Source organism: Paenibacillus sp. UMB4589-SE434, from assembly GCF_030226685.1.
GTDB lineage: Bacteria > Bacillota > Bacilli > Paenibacillales > Paenibacillaceae > Paenibacillus_B.
Window position 1 is genome coordinate 2,181,338 of sequence record NZ_JASOYK010000001.1, and the last position, 18,833, is coordinate 2,200,170.

An 18,833-nucleotide genomic window follows, 5' to 3' on the forward strand; every position below is an offset into this window, starting at 1 on the left:
TCACACTCCCCCCATCTCACCAGTCTCGTACAGCAGGCATGCGAGTGCCAGCATACCTGCTGTCTCCGCACGTAATATGCGGCGTCCCAACCCAACACAACGAGCACCTGCGCTGGTGATCTCCTCCACCTCGCGCGGTGCGAATCCGCCTTCCGGACCTACAACAATCATCACTTTGGCATTCCCTTTATGTTCACGGCGTTCCATTACAAATGGATGGATAATATCCCGCAACTGGGTGCCACGCTCGTCCTCATAACAGAACAACACAAGCTCATAGCTGGCCACGTGCTGAAGCAGCTGCTTCCAACTCATGCTGGAAGATATCGAGGGTACACGATTACGGTGAGACTGTTCTGCTGCCTCTTTAGCAATCTTACTCCAACGCTCGATACGCTTCGCTTCCTTCTTGGCATCGTACTGCACCACAGTGCGTTCCGATACAAAAGGAACAAATGACGCAGCCCCAATCTCTGTGCACTTCTGAATAATGAGCTCCATCTTGTCGCCTTTCGGCAGACTCTGCGCAATGACGACATCGTAATGCGGCTCACGATCAAGTTCCCTCATTTCGACGATACGTGCTTTCACCGCACCCGCCTCAACAGAAGTATACTCTACAAGCGCTTCGCGAGCTTCCCCATCGCTTACGATAAATAAATCGCCTTCCTTTGTGCGCATCACATGAGTCAAATGATGGGCATCCTGCCCGCTAATTTCAATATAATGCTCTCCGAATTGCTCGGGAGCGACAAAATATTTTTGCATCGTGGTCAACATCCCTCATCATACACGTTTTGAAGCCGGATCGCCACCGTTTACAACATTTTGTAACAAGGGCGAATCCGGCACATTATACTAACTGAAATAAAGACTAAACACCAACCAGGAAGTAAGCCGCCCGTGAGAACAGCATATAAATCGGCTGAATCAGATCAAATAAAGGATCAAGTGTCACACGACGTAATGGCGGAAGAAAGACGATCAGCAAAAAGATAAAGACCGACCACTGCTCAAACTTCATTAACTTAAGTCGCATGCTGCGCGGTGCAAGGTCCTCTAGTATACGATACCCATCAAGCGGCGGCAGCGGAATCAAATTAAACAAGAATAACAGAATATTGTACATGATCAAGTAATGGAAAAATATTTTCAGCGCCAACTGAACACGATCTACAGCATTAAAATCAACCCAGCCAAACTTTGCGCACAAATGAAGCACCAGCATGCTGATAAAAGCAAGCAGCAAGTTACTGATCGGTCCTGCAGCAGACACAATAATTCCCATCAGACGCGGATTTTTAAAATTGTCGCGATTGACTGGCACAGGTTTAGCCCACCCAAACCCTGCGATAACAAACAATAACGTACCTAACACATCCAAATGTCTGGCTGGGTTCAATGATACGCGGCCAAGCATTTTGGCTGTCGGATCTCCGAATTTCCATGCAAAGAATGCATGAGAAAACTCATGAACTGTGAATGCAATCATGAGGACCAACAGCAGAAAAGGCAGTGTGTCTAATGGTACTGCAAAAAAGTTGTTCCAATCTCCCATGAACTCTCCGCCTTCCCTTATGCTTTACGTGCAACAAATGCGACCCAATCATCGTCGTGATTTGTCGCTTCTATGCTAAATCCACTTTTCACTAACGCATCTGCAACCAACTGTTCTTTGTTCTTATAAATGCCAGAAGCAATGTACAGGCCGCCAGAAGCTAATGCTTCATAGACATCATCCACAAACAACAAAATAATTTCTGCCAAAATATTAGCGACGATGATCTGGACAGGCAGCTGCACACCAAGGCGAGCGGAATCCTCTGCTTCGCTAGTCTTGATCACTTGCAGCAAGTCGCCTTCTCGAACCGTAACCTGCTCACTTAAGCCATTCAGCGTGACATTTGCACCCGCAATGCCAACAGCAACCGGATCCAAGTCGATAGCAAGCACATGACGAGCTCCGAGCTTTAAGGCGCCAATCGCGAGTATGCCTGAGCCAGTGCCAACATCAATAATATCCTCACCACCCTGAATAACATGCTCAAGCGTACGCAAGCACAATGAAGTCGTTGGATGCGTTCCTGTGCCAAAAGCCATGCCCGGGTCTATCTCAATAATACGCTCATCTACATGAACCGGCTCATAAGTTTCCCATGTGGGCTTAATCGTTAAGCGTTCGGATACACGCTGCGGCTTGAAATATTGCTTCCATGCATCAGCCCAATCATCCTCATGTACTCGCCGCCAGCTAAGCGTAGCAATTCCAGGATCAATGTCATAGGTTCGAAGCTCTTCGATCCGATTGTGAACCTCATTGTGTATCGCCTCTAAATCGGAGCCTTCTGCAAAATAACCTTTCATAACCGCTTGACCTTCAGGTATATCGTTTAACGGCCTGTCGTACAACTCGCCATAAGAAGTATCCCGTACTTTATTTAACGTACCGGACTCCTCGATACTAACCCCACCTGCTCCAGCCTCATGCAAAAAGTTGGAGATCATTTCTGTCGCTTCTTCTGTTGTATGTATCGTCAATTCATGCCAATGCACGGGTGGATATCCCCCTTTAAACAGCTCATTCTAGATTGGAATCTTTCCAATCTGCTTATCCACATCCTTATTATTCTACACAAAAAGCAAACTCCTTACAACGACAGCAGCTTTTGCATATGCATGCTGACGTGTAAGGAGTTTGCTTGGACTTTATTATAGGAATCGTGTTCAGCTTGGCAAGCCGCTGTGGTCTTGAATAATGACCTGCACCCGCTCCCACATCTGTTGCGGCACTTCTGCTTGCAGCAAGTAAGCTCCAACCTCTGGCGAAGTCTGAACTTCTTCTGTCATCCGAACGGATGGCAGCCGTAGTGACTGCAGCTTAATCTCGCACATACGGGCTTCATCCGCATGGTTGAAGTGCGCTTCTACATAACTCATTGTTGGTCAGCGCGTGTATTTGCTTGTCTAGCACGTTTTGCAGCAGCAAGATCTGCTGCATCTGCTTGATCAGCAGCAAACTCTACATCTGTTGCACGACCAGCGGCTGTACCTGCAACTCCTGCAACCCCTGTGACACCCGCAGCACCTGCAACTCCGGCAGCACCTACTCCGTTAGCCAGTTCAGCGCCGAATTCTGTGTCATTAGCTTGATCTGCAGCAAATTCAACATCATTTGCTTGGGATGCGCCAACCTTCTTATTTACAGCTCCAGCACCAAGTAATCCTGAGCCTGCTACAGATGAGTTTTCATTTTTGAATGTCATTTCGGACACCCTCCTTGTTGTAAGTGTAATGGGTTAAACTCATTTCAATTCCTAGTACAGTATTTCCGAGCTTGCTGCCCCATTATGCATTTATTCTTCTTTGAAATATTTCCTTTAATATCCATCCATTTATAAGATTATACTTACATTTACTTTGTTAAAATTGAAAAGAGGGTGATTTATCTGTTTGGTAGCGGGAAATAATAGTTCCAGTTCTACATTACATATTCAAGGAGTGGACCGATGGTATTTTTAATATCTATCCTTATTATTTTAGCTTTTGTTCTATGGGGATTGTTCGCTCCTCAGCACCTGTCGGAGACGACGGATATGGCACTCTCATTTGCTACGAACCGTTTTGGCTGGTTCTATCTGATCGCCGCTCTAATTATACTTGTGTACTCACTCTATCTTGCGTTCAGCAAATTCGGACACATTCGTCTTGGCGACGATGATGATGAGCCGGAGTATTCCAATATGTCATGGTTTGCGATGCTGTTCAGCGCAGGGATGGGCATTGGACTTGTATTTTGGGGAGTTGCCGAGCCTATTAGCCACTTTATGACACCACCCTCTGGCGAGCCATTGACAGCGGATGCAGCACGAACCGCACTACGCTACTCTTTTTTTCATTGGGGGCTGCATCCATGGGGAATTTATACACTAGTTTCGTTAGGACTTGCCTACTTTACATTTCGTAAAGGATTCAAAGGGCTTATTAGTTGGACGTTCTATCCCTTGTTAGGGAAGCATGTAAACGGGCCAATTGGCAAAGCGATAGATATTCTGGCTATTATTGCTACGGCATTCGGGGTAGCAACCTCGCTGGGACTGGGCGCCATGCAAATCAATGGGGGCCTTCATCACGTCTTTGGCCTGCCCAGCAACATAACGATTCAGCTAGTTATAATTGCGGTTGTTACCGTTTTGTTTCTAGCCTCATCCATTTCTGGATTAGACAAAGGGATTCGTCTGCTCTCGAATACTAATCTGCTCATGGCGATCGGACTGCTTATTATCACTTTTCTAATTGGTCCTACATGGTTTATTCTGGACACCTTTACCACAACGCTAGGCTCTTACCTGCAAAATATTATTCAAATGAGCCTCCGATTGACGCCATTTTCCGAAAATTCATGGATCGCCAACTGGACACTATTCTATTGGGCATGGTGGATCGCATGGGCTCCTTTTGTCGGCTCCTTTATTGCCAGAGTGTCAAAGGGACGCACCATTAAAGAATTTGTGCTCGGAACGATGCTGCTGCCAAGTGGGTTTAGCTTTATCTGGTTTGCAACATTCGGCTCAACTGCTCTTCATTTGGAAATATTCCAAGGCAAGCCCATCGCTGCAGCTGTCAAGGCAGATCTAACCTCAGCCTTATTTGTAACCTTGGAGAGCTTGCCAGGTGGTACGTTACTGGCCGTGCTGGCGACAGCCTTAATTGTGACCTTCTTTATTACTTCGGCTGATTCTGCTACCTTTGTCCTTGGCATGATGTCCTCTGACGGTAACCCTGACCCAACAGCCGGCATTAAGCTCACTTGGGGCATATTCACCTCATTAATTGCTTCTGTGCTGCTTATGAGCGGCGGTTTAAACGCACTACAGACCGCGTCTATTATGACGGCTTTACCGTTTACCGTTGTGCTGCTGTGTATGATTGTTTCTATATCAAGAGCTCTTCATGACGAGGAACGCGAGTACCGCAAAAAGGAGAAGCAGCGCCGCAAGAAATTGGATGAACTCCTTCTAGAAAATAACAGCTAGCATATATTCATTTTACGGCCTCTTACGTGTAACTAGCGGATAGATGGCCGTTTTTTGATGTCCTGAACACGATCTTTAACCACTTGTTAATAAAATATTAAAATATGATTGACAATATTGTGAACTTAATTTATAATTTTAATTAACACAAGTATTCTTATTGGAATTTAGTGAATTTAATTATTTACGTCATCTTTTTACCTTCATCACACAAATAACCACTTCGCTTTCTCCCACTTTCATTTCCACCCACGATTGACAACTCAATCTTATACACCTGGTTATGACCTAAGATCCCGATTGCAATTTATTATTGAGGGGAGTGATGTCTATAGAAGTAAGACCGAGATAGTGAATTATCTGTGGCATCGCATCTAGGTACAGTCATCATTTTTACGTGTATAAAATTGATGAATGGAGATGAGAAGCATGAACAAAAAAATTGCGATCTTATTTTTGGGAGCAACATTATTGGTAGGAGCGGCTCCAGTCGGCGCACAAGGAAATCAGCCTGACAAATCACAAGCAGATTTTAGTCAAAAAATTCTGGTTGAAGAATGGAAAGCTCCTGCTAGCGGTTCCACAGAAGAGAAAATTTGGAGTTACTTAAATGCACAAGGAGAAAGCCTCAACATTGCCGGCGAAGCGCAGGATCAACTGCGGATTACGAAGAAACTTGTCGATCCAAAGACAGGCACCCAACATTATCGACTCCAACAATACATTAAAGGAATACCGGTATATGGCGCTGAACAAACGATCCATTTGGACAAGAAAGGCGACATCTCCTCATACTTAGGCAGTATCGTAACAAGTAGCACAGAGAGTCTTGAATCACTTCCGAAGCTTAGTTCAACCGATGCTATCTCGATTGCCAACGCCGATGCCGAGAAGAAAGTCGGCAAGCTGGGCGAACCTCAGAAAACACCAACTGCTACCCTCTACTACTACCCTCTTGATGGCGTAACACATCTCGTCTACTTCACAGAAGTTAACGTTCTTGAACCACAGCCGCTGCGTACACATTATTTTATTGATGCAGCGAGTGGAGACGTTGTGCAAAAGTATGACCTGCTCGAAGAAGTCGCAGCTACCGGAACTGGCGTACTTGGCGATTCCAAAACATTTGAAGCCACCTATGCAAGCGGAGCATATAACTTAAAGGACGCAACACGCGGAAACGGCATCCACACTTTTAGCGCCAACAACTCCAGTTCGTTGCCTGGTACGGTTGTAAAGAGTACAACGACCAACTTTACAGATCGGGCAGCTGTTGATGCACATGCCTATGCAAGTAAAGTCTACGACTACTACTTCAATAAGTTCGGTCGCAACAGCTTGGATGGCAACGGCTTCCTCATCAAATCTACAGTTCACTACGGCTACAACTATAGCAATGCCTTCTGGAACGGTGTTCAAATCGTATACGGTGATGGCAACTCCACTACTTACTATCCATTCTCTGCTGATCTGGACGTTGTAGGTCATGAATTGACCCACGGTCTTACTGAATTTACAGCAAACCTTAATTATTATGGTGAATCAGGCGCTATCAATGAGTCCATTTCCGATATTTTTGGAAATAATATTCAAAAGAAAAATTGGCTGCTCGGTGATGACATTCACCGCCAAGGCAAAGCGATTCGCTCCTTGCAGAACCCTACACTCTACAATCAGCCCGATCATTACAGCAATCGTTACACTGGTTCTTCTGACAACGGCGGAGTTCACATCAACAGTGGTATAAACAACAAAGTATTCTATCTCCTCTCTGAAGGCGGAACTCACTACAACGTAAATGTAAATGCTATCGGACGCGATGTAGCAGCCGGTATCTTCTACCATGCGCTTGTTTACTACTTAACACCAACATCCAACTTCTCTGCACTGCGTGCTGCCGCTATTCAATCCGCGAAGGATCTGTATGGTGCCAACTCGTTCCAAGCAGCCTCCGTTACATCTGCTTATCAAGCAGTCGGCGTTAACTAATCCCTGTTCTCTCCACATAATCGGTTAATTGGGCGACAGCCCCCTTCCTCATTGTCAACCATTTAACTACCAGATAAGGCCGCGTCATCTATCCGGTGCGCGGTCTTATTCTTTGTGACAACAGTCTAATTTTGAGACTATAACAGCTAACTCCATCCTTGTTTATTCACAAACACAAACAAAAATAGAAACTAGCTTGTCTTCTTTGGGATCGTATTTGTTCTGTGCGAATATAATAGCAACTAAATAAGTAAGCGCTTACTAAACGTAGATTGGCTGAAAAGGAGGCAAATGATGTTAAGGATGAATGAACGGCTAGGCTTTGATCACAATCAACGCCTTCTAATCGTTAATGCCGATGACTTCGGTATGTGTCGTTCCGTAAACGAAGCTATCAAGCAGTTACTTCAGGAAGAAGTCATCTCATCCGCGACGATTATGATGCCGTGTGCTTGGTCCGAGGATGCTGCCCGCTGGAGTGCTGCTAACCGCCAGTTCGACGTTGGAGTTCATTTGACTTTAACAAGTGAATGGGATGGATACAAATGGGGGCCCGTCTGCCAGAGAAGAGATACTTCTTCCTTGACGACAGAACGCGGGTATTTCCCGGCGAGTTGCCTTGTTGTTGAGCAAAAAGCGGAGGTTGAACAGATTAGACATGAGTTCATAGCTCAGATCGAAGCAGCCCTGCACCAAGGAATTGATGTGTCCCACCTGGATAATCATATGGGGAGTGTATATGGACTTGAAACGGGCAGAGATTTCTTACAGCTCGTATTCGATCTATGTTCTGCTTACGATCTGCCGTTCCGTCTGCCAAAAGCAGGTATGAATGTCCCCCCTGAATTAACAGCACTTGCGAAACAACGAGCTGAACAGGCGGGAGAACAAGGAATTATGATCCTCGATGATCTTCTTGGACTACGATATGCGCTTGAGACTGGGGAAACGTATGAGGTGGCCAAAGCATCTATGTGTGCTCTGCTGCGCGGGTTGCAGCCGGGGTTATCTGAGATTATTATACACCCTGCGCACGTCTCTGACGAGCTAAAATCGATTACACCACATTGGCAAAAACGAGGCTTTGAATTTGATCTATTTCGTGATCCCGACATTCGTGAGCTGCTGCGAGAAGAGAACATTCAGCTTGTCAGATGGCTCGATGTCCGTCAAGTCCAACGCAATAGGCTAAAAGAGTAATGATAAGGGATGGTGTTGGATGGCTAAATCACCGCTGCATACAACATTAGCACATAAAGCGGCCTTCACTTCAGGCAATTTTGCCGCCAATCTTATGGCCCAGATGTTCTCCGCCTACATCGTTTACTATTACGTTGATATATTAGGAGTTCGGCCAGCACATGTTGGAATTGTGATGGTTATACACGGGCTGATCGGCGCATTGTTGAATCCACTGTTCGGATATACGAGCGACCGTGTTCGTACCCGCTGGGGAAGACGTGTTCCTTATATCACTTTTGGCCTGCTGCCACTAGCTGCTGTATTTACACTGCTCTGGGTTCCGTTGACATCCGGACCTGGACTAATCTGGTATTTTTTAGTGGTCGTCCTTATCTACGATGTGCTGTATGTTCTTGTTATTCTAAACTACTCTGCCCTCTTTCCTGAGATGTTTGTCTCTATAAAAGAAAGGGCCTCTGCATCCTCCTGGAAGCAGATGTTCGGCATACTTGGCATGATTGCTGGCGTTGCCGTTCCTCCCCTTGTATATGTTACGTACGGTTGGAAGATGATGGGGTTATTATTCGGGTTGATCTCTATCGTATCCTTATCCGCAATAGTATGGGGTGCGCGTGAAAATAAACATGCAGCTGCACCTGCAATTGGTTTCTGGAACGCAATCCGTTATACCTTGAGTAATCGTGCATTTTTAATCTACGTTTTAGGCGGATTTTTAGTTCAGCTTACTTTTGCTCTGCTGCCTGCAGCTATACCCTTTTTTACAAAGTATGTGCTCCTTGAATCTGAACTTGCTAATACCATTATGCTTGGAACCGTGTTTATTACGGCCATACCATTTGTATACTTTTGGGGACGCCTGACGAATCGTTATGGCCCGCGTGCAGTTATGTTAGCGACTATTATGTGTTATGCAGTATCCTTAAGCCCTCTGCTCTGGGTCACTGCTTCTTTAGCGGCTTATATCACTTCAGCAGGGATCGGAATTGGATTAGCCGGCATTATCGTGCTGTTAGAAGTGCTGTTGGCGGAAGTTATTGACGACGATGAACGTCGCACTGGAGCACGTCGAGAAGGGATGTATTTTGGCATGAACGGTTTTATTATACGATTTGGCGTATCGCTGCAAGCCGTTATTATGAGCGTTGTTCTGGAATACAGCGGCTATCATGCACAAGCCACAACTCAACCGGATACAGCGATTGTAGGAATACGTCTGATGCTGGCTGGCATTCCAATTGCAGCACTGCTGCTGTCATTGATATGTTTCTACCTGTATCCCATACGCGCAGGACACACTGATAGTACTCGATAAGAAATTGGTGCTGACACTGCATATTTATCTTCATTTTTTAATTTCAAGTTCAAAACAAAAAGCCTCCCCCTACAGGTTGTAGACCTGAGGTAGAGAGGCTTCTCTAATATAGAGATGACATTAGTCTCCGCGGAATGCCCGTTTCATACGATCAAAAAAAGTTCCCTCGTGAGTGCCGCTCGGCGCTTCACCACTCACATTTGCGAACTCACGGAGCGCTTCCTTCTGCTCGTCGTTAAGCTTCGTGGGCGTAACGATAACAACTTTTACATGTTGATCGCCATTACCATTGCCGCGCAAATGTGGAACACCCTTGCCGCGTAAGCGGAATTGTGTGCCTGTCTGTGTGCCGGCAGGAATCTTTAGCTTCACTTTATCGTGTAGTGTCGGGATCTCAATCTCATCTCCAAGTGCTGCTTGTGCAAACGTAAGCGGCACTTCACAGTAGATGTCGTCTTCTTCCCGTTGGAAAAATTCGTGCTGCTTCACACGAATGATGATGTACAAGTCACCGCCTGGACCGCCGCGCTGACCGCTTTCACCCTCGCCTGACATACGAAGCTGAGCGCCATCGAATGCCCCTGCAGGAATGCGTACATGTATCTTGCGCTGCTTCTTCATTGAACCCGCGCCGTGACAAGTTCCACATTTCTCACGGATAATCTTGCCGCGTCCTTGACAGCTTGAACAAGCCCGGCGGTTCACCATACGTCCAAATGGCGTATTTTGCACCACTTCTTCTTGTCCGCTGCCATGACATTTCGAGCATGCATCTGGCTTCGTGCCTGGCTTGGCTCCTGTACCGAAGCACGTATCACATTGCTCTGTACGCGGGATTGTAATATCCGTCTCCTTGCCAAAAGCCGCTTCCTTAAACTCTATTGTCATTGTATACTGCAGGTCGCTGCCACGCTGCGGTGCATTCGGGTCACGCCGATTGCCTCCGCCTCCGCCAAAGAACATATCAAATATATCGCCAAAGCCGCCGAAGTCGCCCGAGAAGCCTCCTCCGCCCTGATTCGGGTCCACGTGTCCATACTGATCATACATGGCACGTTTCTGGCCATCGCCTAATACGTCATAAGCTTCCTTTACTTCTTTGAACTTATCCTCCGCGTCCGCGGCTTTGTTGACATCTGGGTGATATTGACGGGCAAGCTTCCGATACGCCTTCTTAATATCTTCTTCTCCTGCACCCTTGCTAACGCCAAGCACCTCATAATAATCACGCTTATCTGCCATTATACCACCCCCACTTGCAATACTAGCCCTATTTACCATGTTATAAGCTTATACTGATGATAACAGCCTAACAAAAGGAAAGTCAAAGCCGAGACCTATCCCGGCTTTGACTCTGTATGGAGACGCTTATTTCTTGTCTTCGTCTACGACTTCATAGTCCGCGTCAACAACATTATCCTGCTTCGCCGCTCCGCCTTCTGGCGCACCTTGCTCTGCTTGGCCTGCTTGCGCCGCTTGCTCGTACAACTTCACAGACAATTGTTGCACAATTTCCATCAACTCGTCTGTAGCTGCTTTGATTGTATCGGCATCGTTGCCTTCAAGTGCTTGCTTCACTTTATCTTTAGCTGCGTTAGCTTTGTCGATATCCGCTTGATCCGCTTTATCGCCCAAATCTTTCAGCGTCTTCTCTGTAGTATATACTAATTGGTCAGCGCTGTTGCGGATCTCAACCATTTCTTTACGTTTGTTGTCTTCTTCCGCATGCAGTTCTGCTTCTTTCATCATACGTTCAACTTCTTCATCGGACAACCCGCTCGAAGATGTGATTGTGATGTTTTGGCTCTTGCCTGTACCTTTATCAAGTGCAGACACTTTAACGATACCATTGGCATCAATGTCAAAGGAAACTTCAATCTGAGGCACACCACGTGGAGCCGGTGGAATGTCCGTCAGCATAAAGCGTCCCAATGTCTTGTTGTCGCCTGCCATAGAGCGTTCACCTTGCAATACATGAATCTCTACGCTAGTTTGGCTGTCAGCATAAGTGGAGTACACTTGTGATTTGTTAGTAGGGATCGTTGTATTACGCTCGATCATCTTCGTAAACACACCACCAGCCGTCTCGATACCAAGGGACAATGGCGTAACGTCGAGAAGAACGACGTCTTTTACATCACCTGTCAATACACCTGCTTGAACAGCAGCTCCAAGTGCTACTACTTCGTCAGGGTTAACGCCTTTGTAAGGTTCTTTACCTGTCAATTTCTTGATTGCTTCTTGAACTGCAGGAATACGAGTCGAACCACCTACAAGTACGATCTTCTCGATATCAGCAGGAGTCAAGCCTGCGTCTTGCATCGCTTGACGAGTTGGTCCAAGCGTACGCTCTACCAAATCGTGAGACAGTTCTTCGAACTTCGCACGAGTCAAGTTCACTTCCAAATGCTGAGGCACGCCGTCTACAACGGTGATAAACGGAAGGCTAATCGTAGTTGTCAGCACGCCGGACAATTCTTTTTTCGCTTTTTCAGCTGCATCTTTCAAACGTTGTACAGCAGCTTTGTCTTTACTCAAGTCAATGCCATTATCTTTCTTAAATTCAGCTACTAGGTAATCAATAACGACTTGGTCAAAGTCATCTCCGCCAAGGTTGTTGTCGCCGCTTGTTGCTTTAACTTCAAAGAAACCATCGCCAAGTTCGAGAATAGAAACGTCAAATGTACCGCCGCCCAAGTCATAGACAAGGATCGTATGGTCACCCGTCTTGTCAGCACCATATGCCAATGCTGCCGCTGTTGGCTCATTGACAATACGAAGTACATCGAGACCAGCAATCTTACCTGCATCTTTAGTTGCTTGACGTTGGGAGTCATTAAAGTAAGCTGGAACCGTAATAACGGCTTGTGTTACCGTTTGGCCCAAGTAAGCTTCCGCATCGGATTTCAGCTTTTGCAGCACCATTGCGGATATTTCTTGAGGCGTAAAGTTCTTGTCGTCAATAGCTGTGGAATGATTTGTTCCCATATGACGTTTGATTGAGCTAATCGTGCGATCAGGGTTTGTGATCGCTTGGCGTTTTGCAGTTTCACCGACAACACGTTCGCCATCTTTCTTAAAACCTACAACAGAAGGTGTAGTACGCGCGCCTTCTGGGTTAGGAATAACAACTGCTTCTCCGCCCTCCATTACCGCTACGCAGGAATTCGTTGTACCTAAGTCAATACCAATTACTTTACTCATTTGAAAATAACCTCCCTTTAAAATGGTTCATGTCCTTCATGTGGACTTCAGTTGTCTCTATCGTAATCAACAGCTCACGCTTGACGACACGGACGTTGTTATTAAACGTCTGCCATTAGCCGCTAACTTTGACCATTGCTGGACGAAGCACACGATCTTTAAGCATGTAGCCTTTTTGTACTTCTTCAACGACGATGCCTTCTTCATACTCATCCGATTCCACTTGCATGATCGCTTGATGGAATTCAGGATTAAACGCTTCGCCAACTGTATTCATTGCAGTAAGACCTTCCTGCTCCAATACTTGCTGCAGCTGGCGGAATATCATATCGACGCCCTTCGTGAACGATTCTGTATCGCCACTGTTTGGGTTGGTCGCGATTGCGCGTTCAAAGTTATCCAATATTGGTACCAGTTCGGTTACAAGCTTCAAGGAAGCATATTTCGCCAGATCTTCCTTCTCCTTTAAAGTACGGCGGCGGAAGTTGTCGAAATCTGCTTGCGCGCGAAGGTAACGTTGGTGATTCTCCTCTGCTTGCGCCTTAGCTTGCTCCAGCTCGTTGTCTTGAGCAGCTTCTGCTTGCTCTTCCAACTGCTCATCAACCGTTTCTTCAATCTCCTCTACTTGAGGGGATTGCTCAATATCGGCATTCATTTGATCTTGTTCTGGTTTCAACCCTTTCACCTCCCCTATGTAGTTCACTAATATAACTGTATATGTTGCGGAGTATGATGTCGAATACACATCTTTATCCGATAAATACCTACAATGAAGCATCAAGGATAGCTGTTCAACTCCAGCCCCTAGTCCTATCTATCCCTACTGCATGACATCCGACAGCATCTGCGCAAACTACCGCTTGGATGATCAGCCAGCATCCACACGCATCTTGATGACAGTATGAATTCGCAGTACAGCGGCAGCAACCTCGCTCGCAGCCTTCAAGGCGTGCAGTTTAACAGCTGCTGGATCGACGACACCTGCATCAAATACATCCAGCACAGCCCCTGTGTCGCAATCAATGCCAATTGTATCGGTCGCCTCGTGTGCCTGTGCGGCTCTTGCTTCTTCCAGCTTCTCCAGTGGATTAAAACCAGCATTAAGCACGATCTGTGCCATTGGCTTACGCAGCGCTTCCGCGACAGCGGCAATGCCAAATGCCTCCATGCCGCGCACCGTCTCGCGGTAACGCTCCAAGGCGTAGGCTACGGCCAATTCGGCAGCCCCACCACCTGGCAGTATACCGCCTTGTATGGCAGCCTGCAATGCGGCAGCAGCGTCGGCAGCGATACGCGCCCGCTCGCCGACAACTTCGCGCGTGCTCGCGCCGACCACTAGCGTTACCAGCTTATCGCGGGCAGCTGGTGTTGCCACTTCGGCATCCGGCGCGTATAAGCGTACGCGCTCAAGCCGCTCGTCGTAGCAAGCGCGCGCCGTACAGCCGAGCATGCCCGCGAGCGAAGCGGCATCCTTTCCGAGCGCGGCACGCTTTAACGGCTTTGCCCCCGTGAGGCGTGCGACACGCTGCACATCGTCACGGCTTACGCGCTGCAGAACCATCATATCGTGGTCCAAGCAAAATTGCTCCGCTTCGGGGTGAATGCCTCGTTCCAGTACGATAAAGCCAACATCAAGCTCGTGCAGACGCTCCAACTGCTCCATGAAATTGGCCCGTAAATGCATGTACTGCTGGAAGCCCGCTTCTGTTGTCAATAGCTGTTCATCCAATGCCTCTGGCTCCAAACTGTCACGCAGTACCAGTACACGACAATTCTCTCTTTCCGCCAGCCATTCTCGTTGCAGCGGCTTCTGCTTGAGCAGCATGCCATTAAACCATTCATTGCTCGCCTTTTCATGGGCAACGACCGTCTCCGCCAAGCGGAATCGTGGATCGCGCAATCGTTCCCAGCCGACAGACTTTCCTGCTTCGAGCACAAGGCTGACAATATCAGTCTGTTCTCGCCCCGCGATGTGAACAGCGCGCTGCAGCAGCGGGTCATCCCATCCATCCAGCTGTACGGCACGCTTGCGCAGTTCTTCACTCGCAAAGTCAGCTCCCAATTGGATTCCGGCAACAACTTTTGCGGCTGGCACACCTCTTGTTACTTGATCAACGCCGGCCTGCACAAGCGCACCAGCCAATACGGTTGCCGTAGTCGTCCCGTCGCCAACTTCATGCTGCTGTGCCCTAGCTACTTGAATAACAAGCTTGGCAATTGGATGACTCACATCCATCATTTCCAAGATGGTTACTCCGTCATTCGTTATGATAACCTCACCCTGCTGCCCAACTAACATAACATCCAGCCCTTTAGGACCTAACGTGCCTTCTACAGCTGAACATAATGCTCGCACAGCTTGTGCGTTGTTGAGGAGCGTTGCGTACTTATCATCATTTTCTTGCCATACACTTTGACCTTGAGACATATACGACGCTCCTCCTATTTATTCTTTATCATTTCATGATGATTATCGCTTCTTATTATGGTTCATCAGCGACTCCAACGCTTCATAAACAGTGACATCTGGCCCGAAACTTGATTCATAAGATTCATGACCTTTGCATATTCCATACGCGTAGGCCCCAATAGCCCGATCGTACCTAATGTCTGTCCGTCATACGTATATGTCGCCGTAATTAAGCTGCAATTGGCAATGGCCTCGTGCGAATTCTCCTGACCAATTCGCACTTGTATACCAGTTGGAGATTCCCCCACTACCTTGATTAGCGTCGGTGTTTCCTCAAGCAAATCCCAAATGGTCTTGATTCGATCAACATCCTTAAATTCCGGCTGCGTGAGCATATTGGTTGTGCCGCTTAAATATACCTCGCGGTGTACTTCCTCACCACTCATCACATTCTCAATCATCGCAATCATTTCTTGTGCATGGGAGACATACTTCGTAAGCTCCTGCCCAACCTCTGTATACAATTGCGCCCTAAGCTGAATCAAAGGAATCCCCGTTAGCTTGGCATTTAGAATGTTGACGACTTTTTCCAACTCTGCAGCAGAAACACCAGGTGGAATCGGTACCGTCTTATTCTCCACATGTCCTGTACTGGTCACGATAATGGCAACGGCAGTATCTTCCGATAACGGCAATAGCTGAAAATGCCGCAGCGACGTGTTAAACATTTCTGGTCCTAATGCAATTGAAGTATAATTCGTCAGCTGTGCAAGCACCGTTGACGTATGCTGAACCACCTGTTCCATCGCTGTTATTTTTTCCGCAAACATCGTTTTCAACCGTATGACTTCCTCTGGCGACAGATCGTCCAGCCGAACCAGATGATCTACATAATAACGGTAGCCTTTCTGTGAAGGAATGCGTCCTGCCGACGTATGCGGCTGCTCCAAGTACCCAAGCTCTTCAAGATCCGCCATCTCATTTCGAATCGTCGCGGGACTAAATGCTACATCACCGCGTTTTGAGATGCTGCGTGAGCCTACAGGTTCAGCTGAGCTGATATAATCATCTACAATAGCTGTTAGAATAAGTCGTTGGCGCTCAGTCAGCATGACACATTCCCCCTTCTGTCTTCCTAGTCTAGTCCATACCCTTCTAAGCTTGCTCTGAGTCATCCAGATGCACAGACAGCACCCTATGAATGCCTATTCGGCATATCGCTAGGTGCTTCTTCTTTACTGGTCGTTAGCACTCATCCTCAACGAGTGCTAACTGTTAATACAAAAATACCAAACGGACAAGTCTATTGTCAAGTCAGTTCAGTATGTTAAATGCGTCTATTTTGCATTTTTGCGATGTTTTCTTTTATTAAGGTTCTTTATAGACCTAGCCCTATACCACTAGATCTCGTAAAATGTTATTACAAAAGCGAAACAAACTATATAGATGATAAAAAATTATCGATCCACTTATCTGATTTCCGTCTCTAATACATATCGATGGTTTTGTACCGTGTAATAACGAACGATTCTATTATGAACATAACCACTAACATAAATAAGACGTGAGAGATAGTATTTGTTCAAATGTACTGCTGTCTTCAAACTTCAGATTTCAATATTTCCATCATTCACCAAATAGTGCTGTACAAGAATGAGCTTGTTCGATTATGCTGTATGTACAGCACGGTATATCATTTTATGTTCCAACATAAACGAATACGTTACATACCGCTCAGCATATAAAAAGCCACTCCTTATCAGCCTGAACATGCACCAATAAGCAGCAGCTTCATTTATTTATATCAGGTCAATTTAATATCCTCAGCACGGCAATCTCATCGCAAGCATGACGTTTGCTGCAGTTAATGCAGTCTTTCCATACTTTTTCCGGAAAAATATCTTTCTCCACCACATGAAAACCATTTTTAATAAAAAAGCGCTCCTCATACGTTAATGCCATCACTCTAGTCAACCGGCGTTTACGTGCCATGTCCAACAGTTCATCCACCAGCATGGTCCCAATCCCCTTGCCTTTGTGGGAGGGCGAAATACCTAATGAGCGAATCTCAACCAACTCTGTACCCAACTGCGTCAATGAGCCGCATCCGATTAACTCTCCATCTGCCTCGGCAACGATAAAGTGCTCTAACTGATCCTGCAGCATTTCTCTCGTGCGGGGCAGCATTATCCCTTGTAGCGCATAGCCCTGTATTAATTCGTATAATGCTTCTATATCTGCGATTACCGCGCGTCTGCATACTGCCATCGTCATCGCTCTCATCGTTATCCCCCTTGCTCAGAACTGACTCATCTCGTTAATGTGTATGAATATACATCATAATGAATATTTTTTCAATAGTTTTCTGAAAAAAAGATGTCTGATTCACCCTTCATAGGGAACCAGACATCCTCTTTCAATTACAACTTCATTTTAACTACCTGCTACTGCTTCTTCCCGGGTCAGAACACCGACAAAAGAACCGAATACATCGTTTCCAAACAGAACTCCACGTTCCGATAAACGGTAGCCGTCCTCGATCACTTCTAATAAATCGGATTGTATAAGCTTCTTCAGCTGCACTGCAAAAACATCATCAAAGCTCTTGTCACCGAATTGCTGCGCAAACCGTTGACGGCTAATCCCGCTGTACATGCGAAGGCCTACCATCATAAAGTCCTCCATCGCTTCGGCCTCGTCAACGGTAAAGGAGTCAAGCCGCGGCAAACCTTCCTTGCTAGCCTCTACGTATGGATTAACACCTTTAATGTTAATATGTCGCTGTCTACCTACATAGCCATGGGCGCCGGCACCCAATCCATAATAGTCCTCATTGCGCCAATACGTCGTATTATGACGGCTCTCAAACTCAGGCTTCGCAAAATTGCTGATCTCATACTGATGATATCCTGCGGCCTTCATCCGTTCCATAATAAGTAGATACATATCCAACTCATCATCTTCATTTGGCAGCGGAAGCTCGTTACGATGATACATGGCGTGGAAAAGTGTGTTCTCCTCCACCTTTAGACAGTATATGGATACGTGTGGAAGATCCAACTCCAGCGCTTTATCCAAGCTGTGTTCCAACATTTCGACCGTCTGATTCGGCAAACCAAACATCAAATCGATTGACATGTTGTCAAAGCCCACGCTCCGTGCCGTGGCAATACTGCGGTACACATCGTCTGTATTATGAATTCGACCAATGCCGTGCAGAAGCTCATTATTAAAAGACTGTACACCAAAGCTGAGGCGATTAACGCCGCCCTCTCGCATCACTTGCAGCTTATCCGCATCGGTAGTACCAGGATTAGCCTCCATACTGAACTCAATATTCTCACTCCACTGTGGGAAATGCGTACGTACAGATTGCAAAAAGTAGGCCATTTCATCCGGCTTCAATACGGTCGGGGTACCCCCACCCACAAAAATCGTATCGATAACACCTGGCGGATTATGCGCCACTGTATATGCCATTTCACGGTCAAGTGCTCGCAAGTAGTCCATGACGGGCTGGCCCTTAAGCACATAGGAGTTAAAATCACAATAATGGCATTTGTTCGTACAAAAAGGTATGTGTATATATACCGCACGAGGTGCAGTTGTCATCTAAGTCCCTCCTGCTTGCTAAGTTATCAGGCTTAACTGTCTCTTATGAGGATAACAGCTTACTGCTGAT

General features: G+C 46.5%; 16 protein-coding genes. 4 read left to right on the forward strand and 12 right to left on the reverse strand.

Annotated elements, in window-relative coordinates; genetic code table 11:
• From QP775_RS09130 to QP775_RS09150, 5 genes are all read right to left on the reverse strand, one after another.
• Positions 1 to 768 (reverse strand): RsmE family RNA methyltransferase, encoded by a 768-nt coding sequence (locus QP775_RS09130; protein ID WP_239328725.1) that lies wholly within the window; start codon positions 766 to 768, stop codon positions 1 to 3.
• 106 nt (positions 769 to 874) lie between these two features.
• Positions 875 to 1,558, reverse strand: a complete 684-nt coding sequence (locus QP775_RS09135; protein WP_239328605.1) for a site-2 protease family protein — start codon at positions 1,556 to 1,558, stop codon at positions 875 to 877.
• Positions 1,559 to 1,575: 17 nt separating this feature from the next.
• A complete protein-coding gene (gene prmA / locus QP775_RS09140; RefSeq protein ID WP_285105316.1) occupies positions 1,576 to 2,553 on the reverse strand; it encodes a 50S ribosomal protein L11 methyltransferase in 978 nt (325 codons plus the stop codon).
• A 171-nt stretch (positions 2,554 to 2,724) separates the two neighbouring features.
• Entirely contained in the window at positions 2,725 to 2,937 is a 213-nt protein-coding gene (locus QP775_RS09145; protein ID WP_285105318.1) for a hypothetical protein, read from the reverse strand.
• The gene (locus QP775_RS09150; protein ID WP_285105320.1) at positions 2,934 to 3,263 is read right to left on the reverse strand and encodes a hypothetical protein; all 330 of its coding nucleotides are present in this window, start codon (positions 3,261 to 3,263) and stop codon (positions 2,934 to 2,936) included. Before QP775_RS09150 ends, QP775_RS09145 begins: the two co-directional genes overlap by 4 nt.
• A gap of 243 nt (positions 3,264 to 3,506) precedes the next feature.
• On the opposite strand from QP775_RS09150, the gene QP775_RS09155 reads away from it, so the two are divergent.
• From QP775_RS09155 to QP775_RS09170, 4 genes are all read left to right on the forward strand, one after another.
• The gene (locus QP775_RS09155; protein ID WP_239328609.1) at positions 3,507 to 5,033 is read left to right on the forward strand and encodes a glycine betaine uptake BCCT transporter; all 1,527 of its coding nucleotides are present in this window, start codon (positions 3,507 to 3,509) and stop codon (positions 5,031 to 5,033) included.
• Positions 5,034 to 5,462: 429 nt separating this feature from the next.
• The gene (locus tag QP775_RS09160) at positions 5,463 to 7,022 is read left to right on the forward strand and encodes a M4 family metallopeptidase (protein WP_239328610.1); all 1,560 of its coding nucleotides are present in this window, start codon (positions 5,463 to 5,465) and stop codon (positions 7,020 to 7,022) included.
• Between the two features lie 294 nt (positions 7,023 to 7,316).
• Positions 7,317 to 8,222, forward strand: a complete 906-nt coding sequence (locus QP775_RS09165; RefSeq protein WP_285105322.1) for a polysaccharide deacetylase family protein — start codon at positions 7,317 to 7,319, stop codon at positions 8,220 to 8,222.
• 19 nt (positions 8,223 to 8,241) lie between these two features.
• Complete coding sequence (locus QP775_RS09170; protein WP_285105324.1) at positions 8,242 to 9,537, forward strand: MFS transporter; 1,296 nt, start codon at positions 8,242 to 8,244, stop codon at positions 9,535 to 9,537.
• A 120-nt stretch (positions 9,538 to 9,657) separates the two neighbouring features.
• On the opposite strand, the gene dnaJ is transcribed toward QP775_RS09170, so the two are convergent.
• From dnaJ to hemW, 7 genes are all read right to left on the reverse strand, one after another.
• Entirely contained in the window at positions 9,658 to 10,779 is a 1,122-nt protein-coding gene (dnaJ, locus tag QP775_RS09175) for a molecular chaperone DnaJ (protein ID WP_239328613.1), read from the reverse strand.
• A gap of 126 nt (positions 10,780 to 10,905) precedes the next feature.
• Complete coding sequence (dnaK, locus tag QP775_RS09180) at positions 10,906 to 12,741, reverse strand: molecular chaperone DnaK (RefSeq protein WP_285105326.1); 1,836 nt, start codon at positions 12,739 to 12,741, stop codon at positions 10,906 to 10,908.
• A 115-nt stretch (positions 12,742 to 12,856) separates the two neighbouring features.
• The gene (grpE, locus tag QP775_RS09185) at positions 12,857 to 13,396 is read right to left on the reverse strand and encodes a nucleotide exchange factor GrpE (protein WP_239328726.1); all 540 of its coding nucleotides are present in this window, start codon (positions 13,394 to 13,396) and stop codon (positions 12,857 to 12,859) included.
• A 213-nt stretch (positions 13,397 to 13,609) separates the two neighbouring features.
• Entirely contained in the window at positions 13,610 to 15,169 is a 1,560-nt protein-coding gene (locus tag QP775_RS09190) for a TCP-1/cpn60 chaperonin family protein (RefSeq protein ID WP_285105328.1), read from the reverse strand.
• Positions 15,170 to 15,234: 65 nt separating this feature from the next.
• Positions 15,235 to 16,263 (reverse strand): heat-inducible transcriptional repressor HrcA, encoded by a 1,029-nt coding sequence (gene hrcA / locus QP775_RS09195; RefSeq protein WP_239328616.1) that lies wholly within the window; start codon positions 16,261 to 16,263, stop codon positions 15,235 to 15,237.
• Positions 16,264 to 16,960: 697 nt separating this feature from the next.
• Complete coding sequence (locus tag QP775_RS09200; protein ID WP_239328618.1) at positions 16,961 to 17,434, reverse strand: N-acetyltransferase; 474 nt, start codon at positions 17,432 to 17,434, stop codon at positions 16,961 to 16,963.
• 150 nt (positions 17,435 to 17,584) lie between these two features.
• Complete coding sequence (hemW, locus tag QP775_RS09205; RefSeq protein WP_285105330.1) at positions 17,585 to 18,763, reverse strand: radical SAM family heme chaperone HemW; 1,179 nt, start codon at positions 18,761 to 18,763, stop codon at positions 17,585 to 17,587.
• Positions 18,764 to 18,833: the final 70 nt, after the last annotated feature.

Coding starts and splice junctions, on each gene's coding strand:
- QP775_RS09190 (WP_285105328.1), bottom strand. CDS start 15,169: ATGTCTCAAGGTCAAAGTGTATGGCAAGAAAATGATGATAAGTACGCA.
- QP775_RS09155 (WP_239328609.1), top strand. CDS start 3,507: ATGGTATTTTTAATATCTATCCTTATTATTTTAGCTTTTGTTCTATGG.
- QP775_RS09135 (WP_239328605.1), bottom strand. CDS start 1,558: ATGGGAGATTGGAACAACTTTTTTGCAGTACCATTAGACACACTGCCT.
- dnaJ (WP_239328613.1), bottom strand. CDS start 10,779: ATGGCAGATAAGCGTGATTATTATGAGGTGCTTGGCGTTAGCAAGGGT.
- QP775_RS09170 (WP_285105324.1), top strand. CDS start 8,242: ATGGCTAAATCACCGCTGCATACAACATTAGCACATAAAGCGGCCTTC.
- QP775_RS09165 (WP_285105322.1), top strand. CDS start 7,317: ATGTTAAGGATGAATGAACGGCTAGGCTTTGATCACAATCAACGCCTT.
- QP775_RS09150 (WP_285105320.1), bottom strand. CDS start 3,263: ATGACATTCAAAAATGAAAACTCATCTGTAGCAGGCTCAGGATTACTT.
- hemW (WP_285105330.1), bottom strand. CDS start 18,763: ATGACAACTGCACCTCGTGCGGTATATATACACATACCTTTTTGTACG.
- hrcA (WP_239328616.1), bottom strand. CDS start 16,263: ATGCTGACTGAGCGCCAACGACTTATTCTAACAGCTATTGTAGATGAT.
- QP775_RS09160 (WP_239328610.1), top strand. CDS start 5,463: ATGAACAAAAAAATTGCGATCTTATTTTTGGGAGCAACATTATTGGTA.
- QP775_RS09200 (WP_239328618.1), bottom strand. CDS start 17,434: ATGAGAGCGATGACGATGGCAGTATGCAGACGCGCGGTAATCGCAGAT.
- dnaK (WP_285105326.1), bottom strand. CDS start 12,741: ATGAGTAAAGTAATTGGTATTGACTTAGGTACAACGAATTCCTGCGTA.
- QP775_RS09145 (WP_285105318.1), bottom strand. CDS start 2,937: ATGAGTTATGTAGAAGCGCACTTCAACCATGCGGATGAAGCCCGTATG.
- grpE (WP_239328726.1), bottom strand. CDS start 13,396: ATGAATGCCGATATTGAGCAATCCCCTCAAGTAGAGGAGATTGAAGAA.
- QP775_RS09130 (WP_239328725.1), bottom strand. CDS start 768: ATGCAAAAATATTTTGTCGCTCCCGAGCAATTCGGAGAGCATTATATT.